Below are 24,823 nucleotides of genomic sequence, written 5' to 3'. Positions count from 1 at the left end.
CACGTGCCGCTCCCACCGCCGTCCCAAAACCGTCGGCCCCATCGTGCCAGGTTCGCCCGTCCGGTCCGCATCGTGTCGGACGTGTGTTCCGGGGCCGGTCCGATTTTCGGTCGGGCGGAGCACGCGCCCCGGCGTCGCGGCCCCGGCAAGGATCCAAGAGACAGGGCCTAACCTTGACCCGTGCTGCTGCTCGCGTTCGACACCGCTACCCCCGCCGTCACCGCCGCCGTCCACGACGGATCGGCCGTCCTCGCCGAGACCGACCAGGTCGACGCCAGGCGCCACGGCGAACTCCTGATTCCCGCGATCGACCGGGTGCTCCGGGAGGCCGGTGTGGACCGGCACCGGCTGACCGACATCGCGGTGGGCGTGGGCCCCGGCCCGTACACCGGCCTGCGGGTCGGCCTGGTGACCGCCGCCGCGCTGGGCCACGCGCTCGGCCTGCCGGTGCACGGCGTCTGCACACTGGACGCGATCGCCCACGCGGCCCGCGCCGAGGGGCTGGCCGGCGAGGCGTTCACGGTGGCCACCGACGCCCGCCGCAAGGAGGTCTACTGGGCCGCGTACGACGCCGAGGGCCGGCGGACCGAGGGTCCCTCGGTGGACCGTCCGGGCGAGCTGACCCCGCCGGCGCGGTCGGTCGGCGCCGGTGCGCTGCTCTACCCGGACACCTTCCCGGGCGGGCACGGCCCCGAGCACGTCTCGGCCGGCGCGCTCGCCGCGTTCGCCGCAGCCGAGCTGGCCGCCGGCCGGGACCTGCTGCCCAACGCCCCGCTCTACCTGCGCCGCCCGGACGCCCAGGTGCCCGCCGGCTACAAGGCGGTGCTCCCGGCGTGACCGGCCCGAGCACCACCGGTCCGAGCACCACGGGCCCGAGCGCCACCGGCCCCGGTACCGCCGGTCCGGCCCCGGCCGACCGGGCCCCCGCCGCCCGGCTGCACCCGATGCGCTGGTGGCACATAGCCCCGGTGCTGGCGCTGGAGCTGGAGCTGTTCCCGGAGGACGCCTGGTCCGCCGGCATGTTCTGGTCCGAGCTGGCCGAGGCCCACCCCGGCGGCACCCGGCACTACACCGTCGCCGTCACGCCGGACGGCGCGGTCGTCGGCTACGCCGGGCTGATGGCCGTGGGCGGCGACGGCGACGTGCAGACCATCGCGGTCGACGGACGCCACCAGGGCACCGGGCTGGGCGCTGCGCTGCTCACCGACCTGGTCCGGGAGGCCGCCCGGCGCGGCTGCGCGGACCTGCTGCTGGAGGTGCGGGTGGACAACACCCGCGCGCAGCGGCTCTACGAGCGCTTCGGGTTCGAGCCGGTCGGCATCCGGCGCGGCTACTACCAGCCGGCCGGCATCGACGCGCTGGTGATGCGGCTCGACCTCGCGGCCGCCCCCGCAGCCCCCGTCGCCCCTGCCGCCCCCGCCGCGGCCCCCGAAGACCTCGACGAACCCGCGGACCACCCGCGACCGGATGTGAAGAAGGACACCCCCCATGGCTGACGAACCGCTCGTCCTCGGCATCGAGACCTCCTGCGACGAGACCGGCGTCGGCATCGTGCGCGGCACCACCCTGCTGGCCGACGCGGTGGCCTCCAGCGTCAACGACCACGCCCGCTTCGGCGGCGTCGTCCCCGAGATCGCCAGCCGCGCGCACCTGGAGGCGATGGTCCCGACCATCCAGCGCGCCCTGGACACGGCGGGCGTCAAGGCGAGCGACCTGGACGGCATCGCCGTCACCGCCGGGCCGGGCCTGGCCGGTGCGCTGCTGGTCGGCGTGAGCGCCGCCAAGGCCTACGCGTGGGCCCTCGACAAGCCGCTGTACGGGGTCAACCACCTCGCCTCGCACATCTGCGTGGACCAGCTGGAGCACGGCCGGCTGCCCTCGCCGACGATGGCCCTGCTGGTCTCCGGCGGGCACTCCTCGCTGCTGCTGAGCGAGGACATCACCACCGACGTCCGCCCGCTCGGCGCGACCATCGACGACGCGGCCGGCGAGGCCTTCGACAAGGTGGCCCGGGTGCTCGGCCTGGGCTTCCCGGGCGGCCCGGTGGTGGACCGCCGCGCCCGCGAGGGCGACCCGAAGGCGATCGCCTTCCCGCGCGGCCTGACCGGCCCCAAGGACCCGGAGTACGACTTCTCCTTCTCCGGCCTGAAGACCGCCGTCGCCCGCTGGGTGGAGGCGAAGCGCCGGGCCGGCGAAGAGGTGCCGGTCGCGGACGTCGCGGCGTCCTTCCAGGAGGCGGTCACCGACGTGCTCACCCGCAAGGCCGTCAAGGCCTGCAAGGCCAACGGCGTCGACCACCTGATGATCGGCGGCGGTGTCGCGGCCAACTCCCGGCTCCGTGAAATGGCCCAGCAGCGCTGCGACCGGGCCGGCATCCGGCTGCGGGTGCCGCGTCCGGGCCTGTGCACCGACAACGGCGCGATGGTCGCCGCGCTCGGCAGCGAGATGGTCTGGCGGGACCGCGCGCCGTCCTCGCTCGACCTGTCGGCGGACTCCTCGCTGCCGGTCACCGAGGTCCACGTGCCGCACACCGACTTCCACGGGCAGGCCTACCAGGCCCTGACCGGGCAGCAGCAGTGAGCGCCACCACCGCCGCGATGTGGGAGGCCAGGGCCGCCGCCGGCCGGGGCGCCGAGCTCTCCGGCTGGGTCCGGGGGACGGCGCTGCCCGCGCTGCGCGGTTCGGCCGGGCTGCTCCGGACCGAGCTGCTCGCCGCCCCCGGGGACCGGGTGCTGCTGATCACCTGGTGGTCCGGCGAGCCGGTCCCGGTCCCGGAGCCGCCCGCCGCGCTGCTGGGCCGTCCGGCGCACCGCTGGGCCTTCACCAGCGAGCACGTGGAGTAGCCGTTCGCACGCCCGGTCGGGAACCGAACGCCGGGCCGTTACCGTGCTAGCGATCGAGGTCGCTGAACGGGAGCGGGGAGCACGGCGCGGTGAACAGGCGGGTACGGAGCAGGACGACGGTGTGCGCGGCGGGGGCGCTGGCCCTGCTGGCCGCCGTCACCGGGTGCACGAGCGGCGGCGACAGCGGTGCGGCCTCGGCCGCGCTGGTCCCGGCGAGCGGTTCCCCGACGAGCGGTTCCCCGACGTCGGCCGCCCCGTCGCGGTCAGCCGGCCCGTCGCCGACCGCGTCCCCGGCCGGGGGCGCCCCGGCCGCCGGGGACGCCGCCGCGTGGGCGAAGTGGCACCTCACGCCGCTGCCGCCGGCGCCGCCCGCACCCGCCGACAAGCCGGTGAAGCTCGCGCGGACCGGGCCCGTCCCGGTGTTCAGCGAGGTGAAGACCCCCGACAAGGTCGTCTTCGTCACCATCGACGACGGTGCCGAGAAGGACCCGAGGTTCGTCGAGATGCTGACCGACCTCAAGGTGCCGGTGTCGATGTTCCTGACCCGCGACATCGTCAAGGACGACTACGGCTACTTCAAGCGCCTCCAGGCGCTCGGCAACCACGTCCACAACCACACCGTGGACCACGCCCAGATGAGCAAGGTGCCGCCGGAGAAGCAGAAGTCCGAGATCTGCGACGCCCAGGCTGCGCTCACCCAGCAGTACGGCACCCCGCCGCTGCTGTTCCGGCCGCCGTACGGGGACGGCGCCAACACGCCGGCGCTGAACACCGCGGTGCAGCAGTGCGGGCCGAGGGCGGTCGTGCTGTGGCGCGAGTCGATGCAGATACACGACATGCAGTACCAGGCCGCGGACAAGAAGCTGCGGGCCGGCGACATCGTGCTCGCCCATTTCCGGGGTCCGAAGGACCTCAAGGGCGAGACGATGACGCAGATGTTCGGCGAGCTGCTGGCCCGGATCCAGGAGCAGGGCTTCGCGGTGGCCCGGCTGGAGGACTACATCGAGGCGCCGGCCGCCTGAACGGCCGCGGCCGGTCCGGTGACGGGGTGGCCGAGCATCATCAGCGGGCCGTTGTCGGTGCGGCTGAGGACCACCGTGACGGCGTTCGGGCCGGAGGGCCGCAGCTGCCGGCGCAGTTCCTCGGGGGTGATCGCCATCCCGCGCTTCTTGATCACCACCGTGCCGACCTTCCGCTCGCGCAGCAGCGCCTTGAGCTTCTTGATGTGGAACGGCAGGACGTCGGTCAGCTCGAAGGCGTGCGCGTACGGGGTGTCGACCAGCTCGTCCGAGGTCAGGTAGGCGATCTTCGGATCGATCAGCCGCCCGTTCACCAGCCCGGCCACCTCGGCGACCAGATGGGCGCGGATCACGGCGCCGTCCGGCTCGTACAGGTAGCGGCCGACCGGTCCGGCCGGGGGGTCGGGCAGGTCGCCGCCGGTGAGGCCGGCCCGCTGCGGCAGCAGGGTGGCGCGGTGCGGGTGCCCGGCCCGGGTGCCGAACCAGAGCACCGCCTCCTTGACGTCGCCGTGGTCCGAGACCCACTCGGCCTCGGCGTCGGCCGGCACGGCCTCGTGCGGGATGCCGGGCGCCACCTTGAGCGCGCCGACGGGGGCCCGTCGGCCGGCCTCGATCGCCCAGGACAGCGGCGGGGCGTACGCCTCGGGGTCGAAGACCCGGCCGCGCGCGGTGCGCCGGGCGGGGTCGGTGAAGACCGCGTCGTAGCCGGTGACGTCGACCTCGGCGACGTCCGCGCAGCGCACCTCGACCAGCTCGGCCAGGCCCAGGGCGGCGGCGTTGGCGGCGAGGGCGGCACAGGCCGCCGGGTCCCGGTCGACCGCGAGCACCTCGATCCCGGCCCGGGCCAGGGCCAGGACGTCGCCGCCGATGCCGCAGCAGAGGTCGGCCAGCCGCTTCACCCCGAGTCCGGCGAACCGTTCGGCCCGCCACTCGGCGACCTCGCGCCGGGTGGACTGCTCGACGCCGTTGGGCGTGAAGTACATGAGGTCGGCGTCGGCGCCGAACTTGGCCCGGGCCCGCTGCCGCAGCCGGGCCTGCCCGAAGGCGGCCGACACCAGCTCGGCGGGGTGCTCCTTGCGCAGCCGGGTGGCGAGTGCCAGCTCCTCCTCGGGCGCGAACTCGCGCAGTTCGGCGAGCAGGGCCTGGCCCCGCTCGGTCAGCAGGGGCCGCAGGTCGTCGTTCTCCACCCGCTCATTCTCCCCGGTCACGGGCGGGCGCGGGGCGCCGGCCCCGCGAGCGGGAGCGCGCCGCCACGGGTGCGTCCGACAGGACCGGCCCGCGTGGCGTTGGCACTCTGGTTGACTGAGTGCTAACGGCGGCCTATGGTCATCACTAGCACTCACCACCGGGGGAGTGCTAACGCGACAATGCGTCTCTGACCCCCGCGACGGCAGATTCGTGAGTTCGCCCCTACCCGTTAGAAAACCCCGTAATCTCCGAAGGGGAGCTCGGACGTGACCACCAGCAGCAAGGTTGCCATCAAGCCGCTCGAGGACCGCATTGTGGTCCAGCCGCTCGACGCCGAGACCACCACGGCCTCCGGCCTGGTTATCCCGGACACCGCCAAGGAGAAGCCCCAGGAGGGCGTCGTCCTGGCTGTCGGCCCGGGCCGCTTCGAGGACGGCCAGCGTCTGCCGCTCGACGTCGCCGTGGGTGACATCGTCCTGTACTCGAAGTACGGCGGCACCGAGGTGAAGTACCAGGGCGAGGAGTACCTGGTGCTCTCCGCGCGCGACGTTCTCGCGATCATCGAGAAGTAAAAGCGTTCAGCCACGCCCCGGATCCGTGTCCCTAGTGACAGGGGCCGGGGCGTGGCTGTTGGTTCACGTAGTCGAGCGGCCGGCGACGGCCGCACCCCGAAGGAATAGGGAACATGCCGAAGATCCTGCAGTTCGACGAGGACGCCCGCCGCTCGCTCGAGCGCGGTGTCAACAAGCTGGCCGACACCGTCAAGGTGACCATCGGTCCCAAGGGCCGCAACGTCGTCATCGACAAGAAGTTCGGTGCCCCGACCATCACCAACGACGGTGTCACCATCGCCCGTGAGGTCGAGCTCGACGACCCGTACGAGAACCTTGGCGCGCAGCTCGTCAAGGAGGTCGCCACCAAGACCAACGACGTCGCGGGCGACGGCACCACGACCGCCACCGTGCTGGCCCAGGCCCTGGTCAACGAGGGTCTGCGCAACGTCGCCGCGGGCGCGGGCCCGGCCGCCCTGAAGAAGGGCATCGACAAGGCCGTCGCCGCCGTCTCCGAGCACCTCCTGTCGGTCGCCCGCGAGATCGAGGGCAAGGACGACGTCGCCGCCGTCGCGAGCCTCTCCGCCCAGGACACCCAGGTCGGCGAGCTGATCGCCGAGGCGATCGACAAGGTCGGCAAGGACGGTGTCATCACCGTCGAGGAGTCGAACACCTTCGGCGTGGAGCTGGACTTCACCGAGGGCATGCAGTTCGACAAGGGCTACCTGTCGCCGTACTTCGTCACCGACGCGGAGCGCCAGGAAGCGGTCCTCGAGGACCCGTACATCCTGATCAACCAGGGCAAGATCTCCTCCATCCAGGAGCTGCTGCCGCTGCTGGAGAAGATCCTGCAGGGCGGCACCTCCCGCCCGCTGCTGATCATCGCCGAGGACGTCGACGGCGAGGCGCTGTCCACCCTCGTGGTGAACAAGATCCGCGGCACCTTCAACGCGGTGGCCGTCAAGGCCCCGGGCTTCGGCGACCGCCGCAAGGCGATCCTCGGCGACCTGGCCGTCCTCACCGGCGGCACCGTGATCTCCGAGGAGGTCGGCCTCAAGCTCGACCAGGCCGGTCTGGACGTGCTGGGCTCGGCCCGCCGCGTGACCGTCACCAAGGACGAGACGATCGTCGTCGACGGTGCCGGTGACTCCGAGGCCGTGACCGGCCGCGTTGCCCAGATCAAGGGCGAGATCGCCAACACCGACTCGGACTGGGACCGCGAGAAGCTGCAGGAGCGCCTGGCCAAGCTGGCCGGCGGCGTCTGCGTCATCCGTGTCGGTGCCGCCACCGAGGTGGAGCTGAAGGAGCGCAAGCACCGCCTGGAGGACGCCATCTCGGCGACCCGTGCCGCGGTCGAGGAGGGCATCGTCGCCGGTGGTGGCGCCTCCCTGGTCCACGCCGCCAAGGTGCTGGACGGCGGCCTGGGCCTGTCCGGCGACGAGGCCACCGGTGTCGCGGTCGTCCGCAAGGCGCTGCACGAGCCGCTGCGCTGGATCGCCCAGAACGCCGGCCTGGAGGGCTACGTCATCACCTCCAAGGTCGCCGAGCTGGAGCTGGGCCAGGGCTTCAACGCCGCCACCGGCGAGTACGGCGACCTGGTGAAGGCCGGCGTCATCGACCCGGTCAAGGTCACCCGCTCCGCCCTGGAGAACGCCGCCTCGATCGCCTCCCTGCTTCTCACCACCGAGACCCTCGTGGTGGAGAAGAAGGAGGAGGACGCCGACGCCGGTCACGGCCACGGCGGCCACGGCCACTCGCACTGAGGCCCGAAGCACTGACCGGAGGCCCGGTCCGCGCCCCACTGGGGGTGGCGGGCCGGGCCTCCGGCGTTGCGGCGCGGACCGGGTCCGGGCCCGGCCGCGACGGTGTGCTCCATCCTTCAACTATCAGTTGAATTTTGCTTGTTGCAAAGAATGCCTTATATCTTGGAGGCATGATCGAGGCCCGCCATCTGCGCGTCCTGCGTGCCGTCGCCCGCACCGGCTCCTTCTCCGCCGCCGCTCGTGAGCTGGGCTGCACCCAGCCCGCGATCAGCCAGCAGATGAAGGCCCTGGAGAAGTCCGTGGACACCCCGCTGGTGGTCCGTTCGGGCCGCGGCATGCAGCTCAGCGAGGCCGGCCGGGTGCTGCTCAAGCATGCCACCGGAATCCTCGCCGGACTCTCCGCCGCGGAGGAGGAGGTCGCCGCGATCGCCGGGCTGCGGGCCGGCCGGGTCCGGCTGGTGTCCTTCCCGACCGCGAGTTCCACTCTGGTGCCGCCTGCCGTCGCCCGGCTGCGGGGCACCCATCCGGGGGTCCGCGTGTCGCTGGTGGAGGCGGAGCCGCCGGAGTCGCTGGCGATGCTGCGCGGCGGCGAGTGCGAGGTCGCGCTCGCCTTCCGCTACCCGCAGGCCACCGGTTCCGTCGCCGCGCCCGCGCACGGCACGCCCCGGGAGGCGCGCGCCGAGGCCAATCTGGAGGCCCAGCAGCTCAGCGCCGGCGCCGACTGGTCCGACCTGGTGGCCACCCCGCTGCTGGACGACCCGCTGGTCGGCCTGCTGCCCGCCGGGCACCGGCTGGCCGGGCGCGGCGGACCGGTGGAGCTGGCCGAGCTGGCCGAGGAGCAGTGGATCGCCGGCTGCCCGCAGTGCCGGGGCCACCTGGTGGAACTGTGCGCGGGGGCCGGCTTCGAGCCGCGGATCGACTTCGCCACCGACGACTACCCGGCGGTGGTCGGGCTGGTGGCGGCCGGGCTCGGGGTGGCGGTGCTGCCCGGACTGGCACTGGAGTCGGTGCGCCCGGACGGGGTGGCGACGGTGGCGGTGCACGCCGCCTCGGGGGCGCCGGCGGTACGGCAGGTGGTCGCGCTGACCCTGCCGGACCTCGCCGAGGTGCCGGCGGTGGCGCTGATGCTGGAGCGGCTGGCCGGGGCGGCCACCGGTCGCTGACGCCGCCGTCCCGCCCGCCCGGCCGCCGGAGGGGCGGGCCGCCGGGCGGGACCCGGCCGACGGGGCCGGGGGCGCAAGGGGGCGGGGAGGGCCGCTGGAGGCCCGTGAAGGTCGGTGGGGGCCGGTTGGGGGTTGTGAAGAAACGTTTCTTCACGCCGGCGCGGAGCCGGCCGTCTACTGCTGGGACATGCCCGGAGCGACCAGCGGCACCTCCACCAGGCGGTGGCGCGAGCGGCCCATCAGCTCCTCGCGCTCGTCCTCGGTGAGACCTCCCCACACGCCGTACGGCTCGCGGACCGCCAGCGCGTGCGCGGCGCACTCGGTGCGGACCGGGCAGCGGGTGCAGACCTCCTTGGCGCTGGCTTCGCGTGAACTGCGGGCGGCGCCGCGCTCTCCCTCGGGATGGAAGAAGAGGGAGCTGTCCACGCCGCGGCAGGCTGCGGAGAGCTGCCAGTCCCAGAGATCCGCGTTGGGGCCGGGGAGGCGGGAGAAATCTGCCATGGCTCATTCCCTTCAGAGGTCGTCGACCGCGGGCCGGTCACCAGCGGGTCGCGGTGGATTCGGCTCGGCGGGGCGTCCGGCGCGGTGTGGACACCTGGAAATATGACTTACGGCAACTACATGGACAAGTCACCCACAGAGTTGCGCAACAGTCAATGACCATACAAAAGCTCTAAAAGCGGGCAAAGTGGGCATGACTGTCGAGCCGACAGTCGCCCGGCGCAAGCGTGGCAATCGGGTGGCCGACCGGCGCGCGGAGTGTCGCGCGGGTGTGCGGGTTGTACGCCGACCGCGCCCGAGCTGCGCAAAAGAGCGGCGTGTGCACCGCGATGCGGCTGATCGGTAACGGGTTGGCCACGTACAGTGGTGGAGATGGCCCTGAAGGCCGTAACTCATTCGAGTGACGGTCGTTGGAAGTGCGGAGGCGGTTAGCGGACGCCGGACGTCGGGAACGATCGCGGGGAACCTGGGCGATCAGCACGGAGTCTGACGCCGATGGGCCGTGTCGGAGAGGTTCGTACCAGCCAGGAGGCTCAACGTGACGCGGATCAGCTGCGGAGGACGACAGTCATGACTTCCGTTCTCGTTTGCGACGATTCCCCGCTCGCCCGCGAGGCGCTTCGCCGCGCGGTCGCGACCGTACCCGGTGTCGATCGGGTCACCACCGCGACGAACGGGGAGGAGGTCCTCCGCCGCTGGGTGGCCGACCGCTCCGATCTCGTCCTGATGGACGTCCGGATGCCCGGCCTCGGCGGGGTGGAGACGGTCCGGCGGCTGCTGTCCGCCGACCCCGGTGCCCGGATCATCATGCTCACCGTCGCCGAGGACCTCGACGGTGTCGCACTCGCGGTCGCCGCGGGTGCGCGCGGTTACCTGCACAAGGACGCCTCGCGCGCCGAACTGCGGGCCACCGTGACCCAGGCCCTCGCCGACCCGACCTGGCGGCTCGCCCCCCGCCGGCTGCGCAGTCCCGACATGGGGGCCGCGCCGACCCTGACGGCACGTGAGATCCAGGTGCTGGAGGGCATGAGCCACGGCCGCAGCAACGCCGAGATCGGGCGTGAGCTGTTCCTCTCCGAGGACACCGTCAAGACCCACGCCCGGCGGCTGTTCAAGAAGCTCGGCGCCTCGGACCGCGCGCACGCGGTGGCCCTGGGCTTCCGGTGGGGCCTGGTCCGCTGACCGCCGGCGCCGCCGCCGGTCCCGGCCCGCTGCTCGCGATTGTCCGTGCGGAGGCGTGTGACGTTACGGCCCCGAGGTTGCACCATGGAGGAGTGGAGCACCTCGGGGACCAGCGGACAGGAACTGCGGCGAACCACGCAGCCGCAGGAGACTCGGCGGACGGCGCCGCGGACGGTGCCGTCTGCGGCGGCGGCGGGGCGGGAGGCGGTGCGGTGCAGGAGGGGCCGGTGGTGCGTACCGGAGCGGCACCGCATAACGTTCCGGTGCACAACTCCGGACGCGGTGCCGCGTTTTCCCGCGCGACCAGGCACCATGGACCGATGCGTGACGACGTGACGGGGTCTCCCGGTGAGGCGGACCCGGTGGAGGCCGAGCCCTCCGCGCCCGGGCCCGGCCCGGCGTACGCGGATCCGGCCGACGGGCCGGGCGCGCTCGCCGCGCTGGTCGCGGCCGCCGTCCGCGGCGAGGGGCCGGCGATCGACGCCCTGCTCGCCCACGTCCACCCGCTGGCGCTGCGCTACTGCCGCGGCCGGCTGGTCCGGCTGCCCGGCGGTGCCCGGCACCACGTCGACGACATCGCCCAGGAGGTCTGCGTCGCGGTGCTCTGCGCACTGCCCCGCTACCGGGACCTGGGCCGCCCGTTCGAGGCCTTCGTCTACGGGATCGCCGCGCACAAGATCGCCGACCTGCAGCGGGCCGCGATGCGCGGGCCCGGATCCACCGTGGTCCCGCAGGACGACCTGCCGGAGGTGCCGGACGACGCGCTCGGCCCGGAGGAGCGGGCGCTGCTCAGCAGCGACGCCGCGTGGGCCAAGGAACTGCTCTCCAACCTGCCGGCCCGGCAGCGCGAGCTGGTGCTGCTGCGGGTGGCCGCCGGACTCTCGGCGGAGGAGACCGGCGAGGTGCTCGGCATGTCGCCGGGGGCCGTCCGGGTCGCCCAGCACCGCGCCCTGAGCCGCCTGCGCGCGCTGGCGGAGGAGTCCTCCTAGCTGGCTGCTTCCCGCCCCGGGGGCGAGCGGGCGAATCATGGAATGGCTCATGGTGGGGCGGTGTTGTCAAGGGCAGCACGAGGTCCCGTTCGCCGTGCCAGTACGATGGGGTATCGGCGTCTGGGCGGGTCGCCAAAGTTCCGACGGTGCGCATGGGGTTCCCCTGGAGGATCCTCCAGTGGACACCGGGCTTGGGCGGTCCGAGTGAGCTGATGACTGCGCCCCCACCCTCAGGGCGTGAGCGGATTAGGCCGGCCACGGAAGGTACCCCCGAAATGTCTTACAACGCCGCAGGCGTCCCCGAGAAGTTCGCGATGCTCGGGCTCACGTACGACGACGTCCTGCTGCTGCCGGGGGCGTCCGAGGTGCTGCCGAACCAGGTCGACACCTCCTCGCGGGTCTCCCGCAACGTGCGGGTGAACATCCCGCTGCTCTCGGCCGCGATGGACAAGGTCACCGAGTCGCGGATGGCGATCGCGATGGCCCGTCAGGGCGGCGTCGGCGTCCTGCACCGCAACCTGTCGGTCGAGGACCAGGCCAACCAGGTCGACCTGGTGAAGCGCTCCGAGTCCGGCATGGTCACCGACCCGATCACGGTCGGCCCGGACACCACGCTGGCCGAGGCCGACGCGCTGTGCGCGAAGTTCCGCATCTCCGGTGTGCCGATCGCCGACGAGGGCGGCAAGCTGCTCGGCATCGTCACCAACCGCGACATGGCCTTCGAGTCGGACCGCAGCCGCCGCGTCCGCGAGATCATGACCCCGATGCCGCTGATCACCGGCAAGGTCGGGATCTCCGGCGTCGACGCGATGGCGCTGCTCCGCCGGCACAAGATCGAGAAGCTGCCGCTGGTCGACGACGAGGGCCGGATCAAGGGCCTCATCACCGTCAAGGACTTCGTCAAGGCCGAGCAGTACCCGAACGCCGCCAAGGACGCCGAGGGCCGTCTGCTGGTCGGTGCCGCCGTCGGCGCCAGCGCCGAGGCCTTCGACCGCGCCCAGGCGCTGGTCGCGGCGGGCGTGGACTTCCTGGTCGTCGACACCTCGCACGGCCACAGCCACAACGCGCTGTCCTGGATCGCGAAGATCAAGTCGGCCGTCGGGATCGACGTGGTCGGCGGCAACGTCGCCACCCGCGACGGTGCCCAGGCGCTGATCGACGCCGGCGTGGACGGCGTCAAGGTCGGCGTCGGCCCGGGCTCCATCTGCACCACCCGCGTGGTCGCCGGCATCGGCGTCCCGCAGGTCACCGCGATCTACGAGGCGGCCCTGGCCTGTCAGGCGGCCGGCGTGCCGGTCATCGGCGACGGCGGCCTGCAGTACTCCGGCGACATCGGCAAGGCGCTCGCCGCCGGTGCCGACACCGTGATGCTCGGCTCGCTGCTGGCCGGCTGCGAGGAGTCCCCGGGCGAGCTGCTGTTCATCAACGGCAAGCAGTTCAAGTCCTACCGCGGCATGGGCTCGCTGGGCGCCATGCAGACCCGCGGCCAGGCGCGGTCCTTCTCCAAGGACCGCTACTTCCAGGGCGAGGTGACCTCCGACGAGAAGCTGATCGCCGAGGGCATCGAGGGTCAGGTCCCCTACCGCGGCCCGCTGTCCGCGGTGCTGTACCAGCTGATCGGCGGCCTGCGCCAGACCATGGGCTACGTGGGCGCCGCCACCGTCGCCGAGATGGAGAGCAAGGGCCGGTTCGTCCGGATCACCTCGGCGGGCCTCAAGGAGAGCCACCCGCACGACATCCAGATGACCGTCGAGGCGCCGAACTACACCAGCCGCGGCTGATCCGCTGTCCGGCCGGAGGGCCCGCCATCGACCGGTGGCGGGCCCTCCGGGCTGTCCGGGTGCCGGTCCGCAGCTGGTCGACAGCTGGTCCGTGGCCGCTCCGGGGAGCGGGGCGGCGCCGTGCGGCCGCCGGGGGGTACGGGATACTGGGGGGCGGCCGGGGTGACCCGGCCGGCATGAGCAATACCAGCAGAAGGGCTCGAAGTGACTGAGATCGAGATCGGGCGTGGCAAGCGCGGCCGCCGGGCGTACGCCTTCGACGACATCGCCGTCGTCCCCAGTCGCCGTACGCGCGACCCGAAGGAGGTCTCGATCGCCTGGCAGATCGACGCCTACCGTTTCGAGCTGCCGTTCCTGGCCGCGCCCATGGACAGCGTGGTCTCCCCGCAGCAGGCCATCAACATCGGCCGCCTCGGCGGCCTGGGCGTGCTGAACCTCGAGGGCCTGTGGACCCGCTACGAGGACCCGCAGCCGCTGCTCGACGAGATCGCCGCGATCACCGACGAGGCCGCCGCCACCCGCCGTCTGCAGGAGATCTACTCGGAGCCGATCAAGGCCGAGCTGATCAAGCACCGGATCCAGGAGGTCCGCGACTCGGGCGTGGTCACCGCCGCCGCGCTCTCGCCGCAGCGCACCGCCGAGTTCTCCAAGGCCGTCGTGGACGCCGGGGTCGACGTCTTCGTCATCCGCGGCACCACCGTCTCGGCCGAGCACGTCTCCGGCGCCGCCGAGCCGCTCAATCTGAAGCAGTTCATCTACGAGCTGGACGTCCCGGTCATCGTCGGCGGCTGCGCCACCTACACCGCCGCCCTGCACCTGATGCGCACCGGCGCGGCCGGCGTGCTGGTGGGCTTCGGCGGCGGCGCCGCGCACACCACCCGCAACGTGCTGGGCATCCAGGTCCCGATGGCCACCGCCGTCGCCGACGTGGCCGCCGCCCGCCGCGACTACATGGACGAGTCCGGCGGCCGCTACGTGCACGTCATCGCGGACGGCGGCGTCGGCTACAGCGGCGACATCCCGAAGGCGGTCGCCTGCGGCGCCGACGCGGTGATGATCGGTGCCGCGCTGGCCCGTGCCACCGACGCGCCCGGCAAGGGCTACCACTGGGGCATGGAGGCCGTGCACGAGGAGCTGCCGCGCGGCAAGCGGGTCGACCTCGGCACCGTCGGCACCACCGAGGAGATCCTCACCGGTCCGTCGCACACCCCGGACGGAACCATGAACCTGTTCGGCGCCCTGCGCCGGGCGATGGCGACCACCGGGTACACCGAGCTCAAGGAGTTCCAGCGGGTCGAGGTGACCGTCAACCCGGCGCTCCACCACCGCTGAGCCGGACGCTCCCGCCCGAGGCCCCGTCGCACCGCGCGCGACCGGGGCCTCGCGCCGTTCCGGGCGGGCCCGCTACTGGCGGGTGGCGGCGCGGCGGGTCAGCAGGAAGCCGCCGATCACGGCGATGCCGTAGAAGACCAGGTCCAGGGTGCGGCGGTCGGTGCGCCAGAGCGGGAGGGCGTCGCGGAGCAGCTCGCCGTACCCGGTGCCGGCCAGGTGGTGCAGCCGCCGGGTCTGCCCGAGCAACTGGCCGAGGAACAGCGCGCCGGACGCCAGCACGGCGCCCAGCGGCGGCAGCAGCCGGCCGGGGCCGCCGAGCCGGCCGAGCGGCCAGGCCACCGCGGCCGCCGGGGCGATGGCCAGCCAGCCGACGGTGGCGTGCGCGCGGATCGGCGCGGAGCCGAGGGCCGCCGCGCCGACCAGCATCGCGAGGACGGCGATCGCCACCGCGGAGCCGGGCCGCCCGTGCTCGCGCCGGCGACGACGCCCGGGGGCGTTCGGGTCGGGCGTCGCGTCGGCCGCCGGGGCGGGATCGGCCGGGTCGACGGGGTGGTAACCGGCCACCGGGGCACCGGGCATACCGGGGGCGACGTACCCCTCCGGGGTCTCCGGTTCCGGTGCGACCGAGAAATGCCGGGCGGTGGGCGGCCGGTTCGACTGCCCGTCAGCGCCCGGTGCGGATGCGGTCATGGACGTCCTTTTCCCCCCGGAAAGACGGTGAGCTGCCGAACGGTAGCAGTGGCCGGAGCCGGCCGGACAGAGTTTTCGATCACAGATCGGGCACGGAGCGCCCCCCCTGTCCGGGGTGCGGACCAGGGTGGCCGGGGGCCGGGTGGCCGGGCACGCGCGGGACAGGGGATGATGGAGGCTTGGGCGTTCGGGCCCGACGCCGGTCCGACGTGCCGTCATCACGACCGCCAGCAGCACATGGGGGAACGTTCCGAATGACCCAGGCGCAGGGTTCCACCGGCCGCCTCCTGGCCGGACGCTACCGGCTGGACGCGGTGCTCGGTCGTGGTGGCATGGGCACAGTGTGGCGCGCCGAGGACGAAATGCTGGGCCGGACGGTCGCGGTCAAGGAACTGCGGATGAACGCCAGCGTGGACGAGGACGAGAAGCACCGGCTGATCGTCCGCACCCTGCGCGAGGCCAAGGCGACGGCGCGGATCCGGCACTCCTCGGCGGTCACCGTCTTCGACGTGGTCGAGGAGGACGACCGGCCGTGGATCGTCATGGAGCTGGTCGAGTCCCGCTCGCTCGCGGACGTCATCCGGGAGGACGGCCCGCTGGCGCCGGCCCGGGCGGCGGAGATCGCGCTGGACGTGCTCGGCGTGCTGAGCGCCGCCCACGCGCACGGCATCCTGCACCGCGACGTCAAGCCGTCCAATGTGCTGATCGGCGAGGACGGCCGGGTCGTGCTCACGGACTTCGGCATCGCCAGCGTCGAGGGGGACTCCTCGGTGACGTCGACCGGGATGCTGGTCGGCGCGCCCTCGTACATATCCCCGGAACGCGCCCAGGGGCAGAAGCCCGGACCGCCGGCCGACCTGTGGTCGCTGGGCGGCACGCTGTACGCGATGGTCGAGGGCAGGCCGCCGTACGACCGGGGCTCGGCGCTGGCCACCCTGACGGCCGTGATGACGGAGGAGCTCACCGCGCCGGTGAACGCCGGTCCGCTGCGGCCGGTGGTCGAGGGGCTGCTGGCCAAGGACCCGGCGGAGCGGCTGACCGCCCCGCAGACCCGGTCGATGCTCAAGCGGGTGGTCGCGGAGGCGACCGCGCGGGCCGAGTCGACCACCGAGCACGCGGTGCCGGTGGCGGGCGCGGGAGACGACGCGGGCAGTGGCTCCGGCAGCTCCAGCGGCACCGGCTCGGGCGGCGGCAAGGGCAAGGGCAAGGACGCCGGCAAGGGCGGGAAGCCGCCGGTCGGCGGACTGCTCGGGACGGTCCGGGTGGGCAGCCGGGCCGGGGACGCCGCGAGCGGGGAGACACCGGTGGCACCGGGCACCCCGGAGGTGCCGGGGGACGGGCCGGCACCGGAGGGGGCCGCGGAGACCTCGGCCGAGGCGGCCAGGCCGGTCACCAGTGAGTGGACGCTGGGTGCGACCCAGGCCGCCGGGGCCGACCCGCGCACCGGCCGGCGGCGGCTGGCCGTCGCGACGGCGGTGGTGGTGCTGCTGCTGATCGCGGGCCTGATCGTGCTGCTGCAGGCGTTCGGCGGTTCCGAGGACGGCTCGCCCGAGGGCGCGCGCGGCACCGCGCCGGTGGCGGCGGTCACGGACGGCGGCACGGACAGTGCCGCGCCGGCGACGGCCCCGGAGAGCACCGGTCCGGGGGAGGCCGCGGCGCCCGCGCCGACCGAGGCCCCGGCCGCCGTGCCCACTCCGACGCCGACGCCCACGCCGACTCCCAGTGCCACGCCGACGCCGACGCCGACCGGGGCCGTCGTGCCGGCCGGGTACCACGAGTACAAGGACCCGTCCGGCTTCTCGATCGTGCTGCCCGACTGGCTGCAGCCGACGGGCTCGGACGCGAACCGCCGCACCTTCAAGGGCAACGGCAGCACCCTGCGGGTCGAGTGGACGACCACGCCGGGGGCGAGCGCGCTCGCCGACTGGCAGGCCTCCGAGCCCGGGCTGCGCGGGCAGGTGAGCAACTACCAGCGGGTGCAGCTGCAGTCCGTCGCCTACCGGGAGTGGACCAACGCGGCCGACTGGGAGTGGACCAACGGCACGCCCAGGACGCACTCGCTGAACCGGGGCTTCGTCACCGGCTCCCCGGCCAAGTACGGCTACGCGATCTACTGGACCACGCCGGACGCGGACTGGTCGGCGGCGCCGAACGCGCAGGCGCGGCAGACGGCGTTCGACACCTTCCAGCCGACTCCATAGCTCGCCCGCTCGCCTCCGGGGCGCTTCTGTCCGGTGCCGACGGTCGGCGCTCCGATGCCCCTTCGTTCCTCAGGGGCCTCCTCGCGCTCTCCCTTTCGGCACCGGCGCGCCCCTTCGGCTCGGGGCGGGTCGCCCGCTTCGTGTGGGAGCCCTGAGCGGGGGCGCTTGGCGGGTGCCCGTTCGGTCAGCCGATGAGGCGCTGTTTGGCGCGGGTGAACTCCTCGGCGGTGAGGGCTCCGGCGGTGTGCAGGGCGGCCAGCCGCTCCAGCTGGTCGAGCAGCTCGGCGCCGGTGGAGACGGGGGCCGCCGGGGCGGCGGCGACCGGCTCCTTCCGGGAGCCCTCGCGGGCCAGCCGGGCGGCGGCCCGGAGCTGCTCGGCGAACACCTCGGCCTTGACCACGTCCTCGAAGCGGTGCGAGCCGGTCAGCGCGACCACGAGCAGCACCTCGCCGTTGATCCGGGTCCTGGTGACGGTCGCGTCGGTGACCGCCGGGAGCGGAACCGGGACCGGGGGCTTACCGTCCTTGAGGAAGAGCAGCCGGTGGGTGGTCAGGACCAGGACGCCCTTGCGGAAGTGGTCGGGGTGGCGTCCCGCCGTGGAGGCGATCGGCTTCTCGTCGGGGGCGACGTTCGCCTCGATCGTGCGCAGGGCCGCCGCCCGGTGGTCACTGCTGCTGTTGCCGGCCACGTCGAAGGCCGTGTCGATGAGATCGCTCCAGTCCATGGAGCGAGGGTAATCCGGGGGACCCGGGCGGCGCCTTCCGCGGGGAACTAGGCTTGGCGGCGAGCGGAGAGGAACACGCATGCGAGCGGGCCCGGGGCAGGTGCTGGCGGGGCGTTATCGGCTGACGGACCACCTGGAGGCGCTGGGCGCGTTCGCCGCGGACGAGCGGACCGGTGACGTCGTACGGCTGCGCGCGCTGGAGCTGCCCGCGGTGCTGATCGGGGATCAGGAGCCGGACGGCCCCGGCGCGGAGCCGGGGGAGCGGCTGGTGCGGCGGGTGGCCGAGGTCGGCGCCGCGGCGCCCCGACACGCCCGACTGCTGCAGGGCGCGGGGGCGTTCGTCGAGGGCGACCTGCTGTGGACGGTCGAGGAACGGCCCGCCGGGCAGCCGCTGGACGCGCTGCTCGGGGCCGGCCCGCTGCCGCCGTACCGGGCGGCGGAGGTGGCGGCGGACCTCGCCGGGGCACTGCGGGCGCTGCACGGGGCGGGTCTGGCGCACGGGAACGTGACGGCCGCCTCGGTACTGGTCGGCGAGGACGGCGCGGCCCTGCTGGGCGGGCTGCTCCCCGGGGTGGCCGAGGAGGCGCTGGCCGAGGAGCTGGGCGGTCCGGGCGGGCGGCGGCGCTACGAGGTGCGGGCCGCGCTGGTCGGGCCGGTGGCCGAGCGGTGGCCGCTGGACGGCGGCCCGGCCGGTGACTGCTGGGCGCTCGGGGTGCTGCTGCACCGGATGGCGACCGGACGGGCGCCGTACCCGGAGAGCGGGGTACCGGAGCTGGTGACGGCGGTGCGGGAGGGCCGGCGGGTCCCCGCCGGAGCCTGCGGGCCGCTGGGGCCGCTGGTGGAGCGGCTGGTGCAGTCCGATCCGGCGCTGCGCCCGACGGCGGCGGAGATCACGCTGGAGCTGGCGGAGCTGCTGGCGCGCGCGCCGGAGCCGGTGGAGGGGCCGGGGGCGGCCGGTGCGCCGGGGGTTCCGGGGCCCCGCCCGGCGGGACCGGTCCGGCGGCGCCGGGCGAAGGGCGCCGCTGCCGCGGGCAGCTCCCGGGACAGGCGCGGGGCGAAGGCGGGAACGGCCCCGGCGGAGGCGGCCGGAGCGGCCCGTCCGCCGCGGATCCCGCCGGCGCTGCTGGGGCCGCTCCTGGTCGGCGGAGTGTTCCTGCTGCTGGTCCTCGGCGTGGCGGCCGTGGTGCTGTTCGCAGGCTGACGGGACCGGTGGGAACATGGTCGCCGGAACGGTGGGCGGGGGAGATTACCCGGGGGCACCCCGGACGCCTAGGGTGTCCGTGGAATCTGTTCGATTCAGTGGTCTGCACCGAGTGGTCTGCACCGGGCCCTCCGTCGCGTGACGGCAGGTGAATGAGGGGGAGCGGTCGCGGATGGGCGCGCAGGACCGGCCGGGGTCGGCCGAGGGGGAGCGGCTGCTGGTCGGTCGCTACGAGCTGGGCGAACGGCTCGGCCGCGGCGGGATGGGCACGGTCTGGCGGGCCCGGGACCGGATGCTGGACCGTGAGGTCGCGGTCAAGGAGCTGACCGTCAGCCACCTCCCCGAGGAGGAGGTGGAGATCCTGCACGCCCGGATGAAGCGGGAGGCCGCCGCCGCCGCCCGGATCAAGCACCCCGGCGTGATCACCGTGCACGACGTGCTGGAGCAGGACGGCCGGCCGTGGATCGTCATGGAGCTGGTCGACGGCCGTTCGCTGGCCGATGTGATCAGCCAGGACGGCACCCTGCCGCCGCGTGCCGCCGCCGAGGTGGGCGGCCAGGTGCTGGCCGCGCTGCACCGGGGCCACCAGCTGGGGGTGCTGCACCGGGACGTGAAGCCGGCCAATGTGCTGCTGGAGCACGGGACGGGGCGGGCGGTGCTGCTCGACTTCGGCATCGCGACGTACGAGGGCTCGGCCGAGCTGACCCGGCCGGGCGACCTGGTCGGTTCGCCGGACTACCTGGCGCCGGAGCGTGCCCAGGGCGAGCGGCCGGGCCCGGCCTCCGACCTGTGGGGCCTGGGGGCGACGCTGTACGCGGCGGTGGAGGGCGACTCGCCGTTCCGCCGCACCTCGCCGCTGACCACGCTGGCCGCGGTGGTCGGCGACCCCCTGCCGGAGCCGCGCCGGGCCGGGCCGCTGGGTCCGGTCCTGGCCGCGCTGATGGCGAAGGACCCGGACGAGCGGCCGAGCGCGGACGAGGCGGCCCGGATGCTGGCCGAGGTGCAGGCCGGGCACACCGTCGGGCTCAAGCCGGTCGCGCCGGTGCGGATGCCGACCCAGTCGGTGCCGGTGGTGGACCGGGCGGGCCAGCAGGAGGAGGCGTCGGAGGACCGCGCCGAGGACCGGTCGGAGACCGGGGACGAGGCCGGGGCCGCGTCGGCGGAGGGCGCGGAGGCCGTCACGGTGCCGCGCGCCCGGGCGGCTTCGGACCCGACGGCTTCGGACCGGGCGGCTTCGGAGTGGGTGGCTTCGGACCGGGCGGAGGAGCCCCCGACGGAGCCTTCCCCCGGGACCGGCCCGGCGCGGGAGAGCGACGAGGGGGCGCCCACCGGGCCTGTCACGCCGGTGTCGTACACCGATGCGCCCGCGCGCGGGCCGGCCAGGCGCCGGACGGTGCTGCGGGTGCTCGCGATCGTGGTGGGCCTGGCGGTGCTGGCCGCCGGGGCGCTCTACCTGGTCCAGCGCCAGCGCGCCGCGGACCCCGGCCGGTCCGCGCCGACCCTGGCCCCGGGCTCGGTCGGGCCGCAGCCGACGGCCCCGGTGGACGGCACCCCCGCGCCCAGCGGCTACCAGTGGGTGGACGACCCGGCGGGCTTCCGCTTCCCGTTGCCGGTGACCGTCCCGGCCTGGCAGCGCTCCAGCACGCCGGACAACCAGATCTACTACAGCCCCGACAACAAGGGGCACTACCTGCAGTTCGCCGTCACCGTGGGCCAGTCGGTCCGGCCGCTGGAGCACATGCGGCAGATGGAGAGCACCGTCTCCAAGTCGTTGAAGGAGTACAAGCAGCACCGGCTCACCGGCGTCGCGGTGAACGGCCACGAGGCCGCGGTCTGGGAGTTCAGCTACCTGGCCAAGGAGGGCGGGCGCCGCCGGGCGATCGAGGCCGAGTTCATCGACGAGGACGGCACCAGCTACGCGATCTACTCCTCCAGCTTCGACCGGGGCAACGAGTGGAACGAGGCCGAGCAGCGGTTCAACGCGGTGCTCCACTACTTCACCCCGACCCGCTGACCGCCACTGACCGCCACTGACCGCCGCTGATCCGCAGGGGGCGCACCCGCACGGGGGTTTCTTGTTACCGACGGGTACCGCACCGGCCGCCGAGCGCCTAGGCTGCGCCCTATGTCGGACCTCACAGCAGCTGCCGCGGCCACCGATCCCGCCGGCCCCGGCGCGCCGGGCCGCAACCCCGCCGCCCCGGGCGGCGGGCGTACCGTCGCCTCGGCCGTGCCCCCGTCACTGGTCGACCGCCTCGCCGCCGGGGTCACCGCCACCGGCGAGCCCAGCGTGGTGGAGACCGTCGCCCCGCTGACCGGCGAACGGCTGGCCGGCCTGCCCCGGTCCACCCCCGCGGACGTCGAGGTCGCCTTCGAACTCGCCCGGCGCGCCCAGCCGTCCTGGGCCGCGCTGCCGGTCCGCCGGCGCGCCGCCGTCCTGCTGCGCTTCCACGATCTGCTGATCAAGCGGCAGGACGAGGTGCTCGACCTCATCCAGGCGGAGACCGGCAAGGCCCGGCTGCACGCCTTCGAGGAGGTGCTCGCGGTCGCGATCGCGGCCCGCCACTACGGCCGCTCCGCGCACGGCTACCTGCGCGACAAGCGGCACCTCGGTGCGGTCCCGCTGTTCACCCAGGCGGTCGAGGCCCGCCGCCCCAAGGGCGTGGTCGGCCACATCTCGCCGTGGAACTACCCGTTCGAGCTGTCGGTCGGCGACGCGCTGCCGGCCTTCGTCGCGGGCAACGCGGTGGTCAACAAGCCGGACACCCAGACCGCGCTGACCGCGCTCTGGGCCCGCGAGCTGCTGATCGAGGCCGGACTTCCGGTCGACCTGTGGCAGATCGTGATCGGCGACGGCCCGGTGATCGGCCCGGCCGTGGTCGAGCACGCCGACTACGTCTCGTTCACCGGCTCCACCCGCACCGGCCGCGAGGTCGCCCGGCGGGCCGCCGAGCGGCTGGTCGGCGCCTCGCTCGAACTCGGCGGCAAGAACGCCCTGCTGGTGCTGGCCGACGCGGACCTCGACAAGGCCGCCGAGGGGGCCGTCCGGGCCTGCTTCTCCTCGGCCGGCCAGCTGTGCATCTCGATCGAGCGGCTGCTCGTCCACCGCTCGGTGGCCGACGAGTTCCTCGCGAAGTTCGCCGCCCGTACCCGCGCGCTGCGGCTCGGCGGCGGCCTCGCCTACGGGGCGGACATGGGCTCGCTGGTCTCGGGACGCCAGCTGGAGGCCACCACCCGGCACGTCGAGGAGGCGGTCAAGGCCGGCGCCACCGTGCTCGCCGGCGGGAAGGCCAGGCCGGACCTCGGCCCGTTCTTCCACGAGCCGACCATCCTGGAGGGGGTCACCCCGGACATGGCGGTCTGCGGCGAGGAGACCTTCGGCCCGGTGGTGTCCGTCTACCGCTTCGACACCGAGGAGGAGGCGGTGTCCGCCGCCAACTCCACCCCGTACGGGCTCAACTCCAGCGTCTGGACCACGGACGTGCGGCGCGGGCGGGCGATCGCTGCCCGGCTGCGCACCGGCACCGTGAACGTCAACGAGGCGTACGGCGCGGCCTACGGTTCGGCCGCCTCGCCGATGGGCGGCATGGGCGACTCCGGGCTCGGCCGGCGGCACGGCGCCGAGGGCATCCTGCGGTTCACCGAGGCGCAGACGATCGCGAGCCAGCGGCTGCTGCCGCTCGCGCCGGCGTTCGGCCAGGACGACAAGCAGTACGCGGCGATGATGACCGCCGGGCTGCGGATCCTGAAGGCGCTGCGCGTCAAGTAGCCGGGCCCTCGGGCCGTCGGCCCCCCGTTTCGTGAACGACTTCCGAAGGAGCAGAGGCAGATGGTGGGTTCGGCTGACGGCCGGGAGTTCGACTACGACGTGGTCGTGGTCGGCTCCGGCTTCGGCGGTTCGGTCTCGGCGCTGCGGCTGACCGAGAAGGGGTACCGGGTCGCCGTCCTGGAGGCCGGGCGCCGCTTCGACCGCGACGAGCTGCCCAGGAACTCCTGGGACGTCGCCAACTACCTGTGGGCGCCGAAGCTCGGCCTGTACGGCATCCAGCGCATCCACCTGCTGGCCAATGTGCTGATCCTGGCCGGCGCCGGGGTCGGCGGCGGCTCGCTGAACTACGCCAACACCCTGTACGTGCCGCCGAAGGCGTTCTTCGAGGACCGCCAGTGGCAGCACATCACGGACTGGCAGGAGGAGCTGGCGCCGTTCTACGACCAGGCGCGGCGGATGCTCGGGGTGCGGCTCAACCCGACCGTCACGCCCTCGGACGTCCACCTCCGGGCGGCCGCCGAGCGGATGGGCGTCGGCGACACCTTCCACATGGCGCCGGTCGGGGTGTTCTTCGGCGACGGCAAGGACGCCGACGGCACGGCGAAGGCGGCGCCCGGCGAGGAGGTGCCGGACCCGTACTTCGGCGGCGCCGGCCCGGCCCGGCGGTCCTGCGTCGAGTGCGGCGAGTGCATGACCGGCTGCCGCCACGGCGCCAAGAACATGCTCACCGAGAACTACCTGCACCTGGCCGAGCGGGGCGGCGCCGAGATCCACCCGCTCACCACGGTGGCCCGGATCCGGGAGTGGGGCGAGGGCTTCGCGGTGGACGTCCGGCGCACCGACGCCCGCTCCACCACCGACCGGGTCAAGGCCGGGGCGCGGACGATCACGGCCGCCCGGGTGGTGGTCGCGGCCGGCACCTACGGCACCCAGAACCTGCTGCACCGGATGCGGGCGGGCGGCCACCTGCCCGGGATCTCCGCCCGGCTCGGCGAGCTGACCCGGACCAACTCCGAGGCGCTGGTGGGCGCGCAGACCACCGACCGGCGGTACGGCGCCCGCGCGGACTTCACCAAGGGCGTGGCGATCACCTCCTCGATCCACCCCGACGAGAACACCCACATCGAGCCGGTCCGCTACGGCAAGGGCTCCAACGCGATGGGCGCGCTCTCGATCGCCCAGGTGCGGGGCGGCGGGCGGCTCCCGCGCTGGCTGCGCTACCTCGGCAACTCGGTCAAGCACCCGGTGACCTTCGGCCGCTCGATGAACCAGCACCGGTGGTCGGAGAAGACGATCATCGGCCTGGTGATGCAGTCCCTGGACAACTCGATCACCGTCTCGCTGAAGGAGAAGGGCCTCGGCAAGGGCACGCTGACCTCCCGCCAGGGCCACGGCGCGCCCAACCCCACCTGGATCCCGGCCGCCGAGCAGGGGGCGCAGGCACTCGCCGAGGAGATCAACGGCTTCGCGGGGAGCAGCGCCGGCGAGATCTTCGACATCCCGCTGACCGCCCATTTCCTCGGCGGCTGCGCGATCGGCGACTCCCCGGAGACCGGCGTGGTCGACCCCTACCACCGGCTCTACGGCTACCCCGGGATCAGTGTGGTGGACGGTGCGGCGGTCTCCGCCAACCTCGGCGTCAACCCGTCGCTGACCATCACGGCGCAGGCCGAGCGGGCGATGTCGATGTGGCCCAACAAGGGCGAGGAGGACACCCGGCCGGCCGCCGGGGAGGCCTACCGCCGGGTCGCCGCGGTCGCGCCCGTCGCACCGGCGGTGCCCGAGGACGCGTTCGGCGCCCTGCGGTTGCCGCTGCTGGCGGTGCCGGAGGTGCCGAAGAAGCGGGACTGAGCCCGGCCCGAGGGCCGCGCCGCCGGAGCGCGGCGCGGCCCTCCGGCGTCTCCCGGTCCGGTCCGTGGACCGTGA

The 24,823-nt window shown here is 74.0% G+C and carries 21 protein-coding genes; 17 read left to right on the top strand and 4 right to left on the bottom strand.

Annotated elements, in window-relative coordinates; translation table 11 throughout:
• Positions 1 to 180 precede the first annotated feature (180 nt).
• From tsaB to OG715_RS18405, 5 genes are all read left to right on the top strand, one after another.
• Positions 181 to 837, top strand: a complete 657-nt coding sequence (gene tsaB / locus OG715_RS18425; protein WP_266269886.1) for a tRNA (adenosine(37)-N6)-threonylcarbamoyltransferase complex dimerization subunit type 1 TsaB — start codon at positions 181 to 183, stop codon at positions 835 to 837.
• Between the two features lie 107 nt (positions 838 to 944).
• Positions 945 to 1,496, top strand: a complete 552-nt coding sequence (gene rimI / locus OG715_RS18420; protein ID WP_266271726.1) for a ribosomal protein S18-alanine N-acetyltransferase — start codon at positions 945 to 947, stop codon at positions 1,494 to 1,496.
• The gene (gene tsaD / locus OG715_RS18415; protein WP_266269885.1) at positions 1,489 to 2,580 is read left to right on the top strand and encodes a tRNA (adenosine(37)-N6)-threonylcarbamoyltransferase complex transferase subunit TsaD; all 1,092 of its coding nucleotides are present in this window, start codon (positions 1,489 to 1,491) and stop codon (positions 2,578 to 2,580) included. Before rimI ends, tsaD begins: the two co-directional genes overlap by 8 nt.
• A complete protein-coding gene (locus tag OG715_RS18410; RefSeq protein WP_266269884.1) occupies positions 2,577 to 2,843 on the top strand; it encodes a hypothetical protein in 267 nt (88 codons plus the stop codon). The genes tsaD and OG715_RS18410 overlap by 4 nt, the downstream gene beginning before the upstream one ends.
• 89 nt (positions 2,844 to 2,932) lie before the next feature.
• The gene (locus OG715_RS18405; protein WP_266269882.1) at positions 2,933 to 3,865 is read left to right on the top strand and encodes a polysaccharide deacetylase family protein; all 933 of its coding nucleotides are present in this window, start codon (positions 2,933 to 2,935) and stop codon (positions 3,863 to 3,865) included.
• Here OG715_RS18405 and OG715_RS18400 read toward each other — a convergent pair.
• The gene (locus OG715_RS18400) at positions 3,841 to 5,049 is read right to left on the bottom strand and encodes a THUMP-like domain-containing protein (protein ID WP_266269881.1); all 1,209 of its coding nucleotides are present in this window, start codon (positions 5,047 to 5,049) and stop codon (positions 3,841 to 3,843) included. The genes OG715_RS18405 and OG715_RS18400 overlap by 25 nt on opposite strands.
• Positions 5,050 to 5,316: 267 nt before the next feature.
• Here OG715_RS18400 and groES point away from each other — a divergent pair, with 267 nt between their 5' ends.
• The 3 genes from groES (at position 5,317) to OG715_RS18385 (ending at position 8,527) form a co-directional block, all read left to right on the top strand.
• A complete protein-coding gene (groES, locus tag OG715_RS18395) occupies positions 5,317 to 5,622 on the top strand; it encodes a co-chaperone GroES (RefSeq protein WP_014136232.1) in 306 nt (101 codons plus the stop codon).
• 113 nt (positions 5,623 to 5,735) lie between these two features.
• Complete coding sequence (gene groL, locus OG715_RS18390; protein WP_266269880.1) at positions 5,736 to 7,364, top strand: chaperonin GroEL; 1,629 nt, start codon at positions 5,736 to 5,738, stop codon at positions 7,362 to 7,364.
• 170 nt (positions 7,365 to 7,534) lie between these two features.
• Positions 7,535 to 8,527: a LysR family transcriptional regulator gene (locus OG715_RS18385; protein WP_266269879.1), complete on the top strand. Its 993-nt coding sequence runs from the start codon at positions 7,535 to 7,537 to the stop codon at positions 8,525 to 8,527.
• Between the two features lie 174 nt (positions 8,528 to 8,701).
• Here OG715_RS18385 and OG715_RS18380 read toward each other — a convergent pair whose 3' ends face one another.
• Positions 8,702 to 9,028 (bottom strand): WhiB family transcriptional regulator, encoded by a 327-nt coding sequence (locus OG715_RS18380; RefSeq protein ID WP_266269878.1) that lies wholly within the window; start codon positions 9,026 to 9,028, stop codon positions 8,702 to 8,704.
• 570 nt (positions 9,029 to 9,598) lie between these two features.
• Between OG715_RS18380 and OG715_RS18375 the strand changes: the two genes are divergently transcribed.
• The 4 genes from OG715_RS18375 (at position 9,599) to OG715_RS18360 (ending at position 14,312) form a co-directional block, all read left to right on the top strand.
• Positions 9,599 to 10,210 carry a response regulator transcription factor gene (locus OG715_RS18375; protein WP_014136228.1) on the top strand — a complete coding sequence of 204 codons (612 nt, stop codon included), beginning with the start codon at positions 9,599 to 9,601 and terminating at the stop codon, positions 10,208 to 10,210.
• A gap of 320 nt (positions 10,211 to 10,530) precedes the next feature.
• Entirely contained in the window at positions 10,531 to 11,199 is a 669-nt protein-coding gene (gene shbA / locus OG715_RS18370; protein ID WP_078896129.1) for an RNA polymerase sigma factor ShbA, read from the top strand.
• A 275-nt stretch (positions 11,200 to 11,474) separates the two neighbouring features.
• The gene (gene guaB / locus OG715_RS18365; protein ID WP_266269877.1) at positions 11,475 to 12,980 is read left to right on the top strand and encodes an IMP dehydrogenase; all 1,506 of its coding nucleotides are present in this window, start codon (positions 11,475 to 11,477) and stop codon (positions 12,978 to 12,980) included.
• A gap of 204 nt (positions 12,981 to 13,184) precedes the next feature.
• Entirely contained in the window at positions 13,185 to 14,312 is a 1,128-nt protein-coding gene (locus OG715_RS18360; RefSeq protein WP_266269876.1) for a GuaB3 family IMP dehydrogenase-related protein, read from the top strand.
• Between the two features lie 72 nt (positions 14,313 to 14,384).
• Here OG715_RS18360 and OG715_RS18355 read toward each other — a convergent pair whose 3' ends face one another.
• On the bottom strand, positions 14,385 to 15,002 hold the full coding sequence (locus OG715_RS18355) for a hypothetical protein (RefSeq protein ID WP_266269875.1): 618 nt from the start codon (positions 15,000 to 15,002) through the stop codon (positions 14,385 to 14,387).
• Positions 15,003 to 15,256: 254 nt separating this feature from the next.
• Here OG715_RS18355 and OG715_RS18350 point away from each other — a divergent pair, with 254 nt between their 5' ends.
• Positions 15,257 to 17,203, top strand: a complete 1,947-nt coding sequence (locus OG715_RS18350) for a serine/threonine-protein kinase (protein ID WP_266269874.1) — start codon at positions 15,257 to 15,259, stop codon at positions 17,201 to 17,203.
• 184 nt (positions 17,204 to 17,387) lie between these two features.
• Here OG715_RS18350 and OG715_RS18345 read toward each other — a convergent pair whose 3' ends face one another.
• Complete coding sequence (locus OG715_RS18345) at positions 17,388 to 17,927, bottom strand: SHOCT domain-containing protein (RefSeq protein WP_266269873.1); 540 nt, start codon at positions 17,925 to 17,927, stop codon at positions 17,388 to 17,390.
• 79 nt (positions 17,928 to 18,006) lie between these two features.
• Between OG715_RS18345 and OG715_RS18340 the strand changes: the two genes are divergently transcribed.
• From OG715_RS18340 to OG715_RS18325, 4 genes are all read left to right on the top strand, one after another.
• Positions 18,007 to 19,128 (top strand): protein kinase family protein, encoded by a 1,122-nt coding sequence (locus OG715_RS18340; RefSeq protein WP_266269872.1) that lies wholly within the window; start codon positions 18,007 to 18,009, stop codon positions 19,126 to 19,128.
• Positions 19,129 to 19,300: 172 nt separating this feature from the next.
• Positions 19,301 to 21,142 carry a serine/threonine-protein kinase gene (locus OG715_RS18335; RefSeq protein WP_266269871.1) on the top strand — a complete coding sequence of 614 codons (1,842 nt, stop codon included), beginning with the start codon at positions 19,301 to 19,303 and terminating at the stop codon, positions 21,140 to 21,142.
• Between the two features lie 111 nt (positions 21,143 to 21,253).
• Positions 21,254 to 22,897: a succinic semialdehyde dehydrogenase gene (locus OG715_RS18330; protein WP_266269869.1), complete on the top strand. Its 1,644-nt coding sequence runs from the start codon at positions 21,254 to 21,256 to the stop codon at positions 22,895 to 22,897.
• Positions 22,898 to 22,957: 60 nt separating this feature from the next.
• Entirely contained in the window at positions 22,958 to 24,748 is a 1,791-nt protein-coding gene (locus OG715_RS18325) for a GMC oxidoreductase (RefSeq protein WP_266269868.1), read from the top strand.
• The last annotated feature ends 75 nt before the right edge of the window (positions 24,749 to 24,823 follow it).

This window comes from Kitasatospora purpeofusca, from assembly GCF_036010405.1.
GTDB classification, from domain to species: domain Bacteria; phylum Actinomycetota; class Actinomycetes; order Streptomycetales; family Streptomycetaceae; genus Kitasatospora; species Kitasatospora purpeofusca.
The sequence above is the reverse complement of the archived record's forward strand: the minus strand, read 5'-3'. Positions and strand labels throughout refer to the sequence as shown.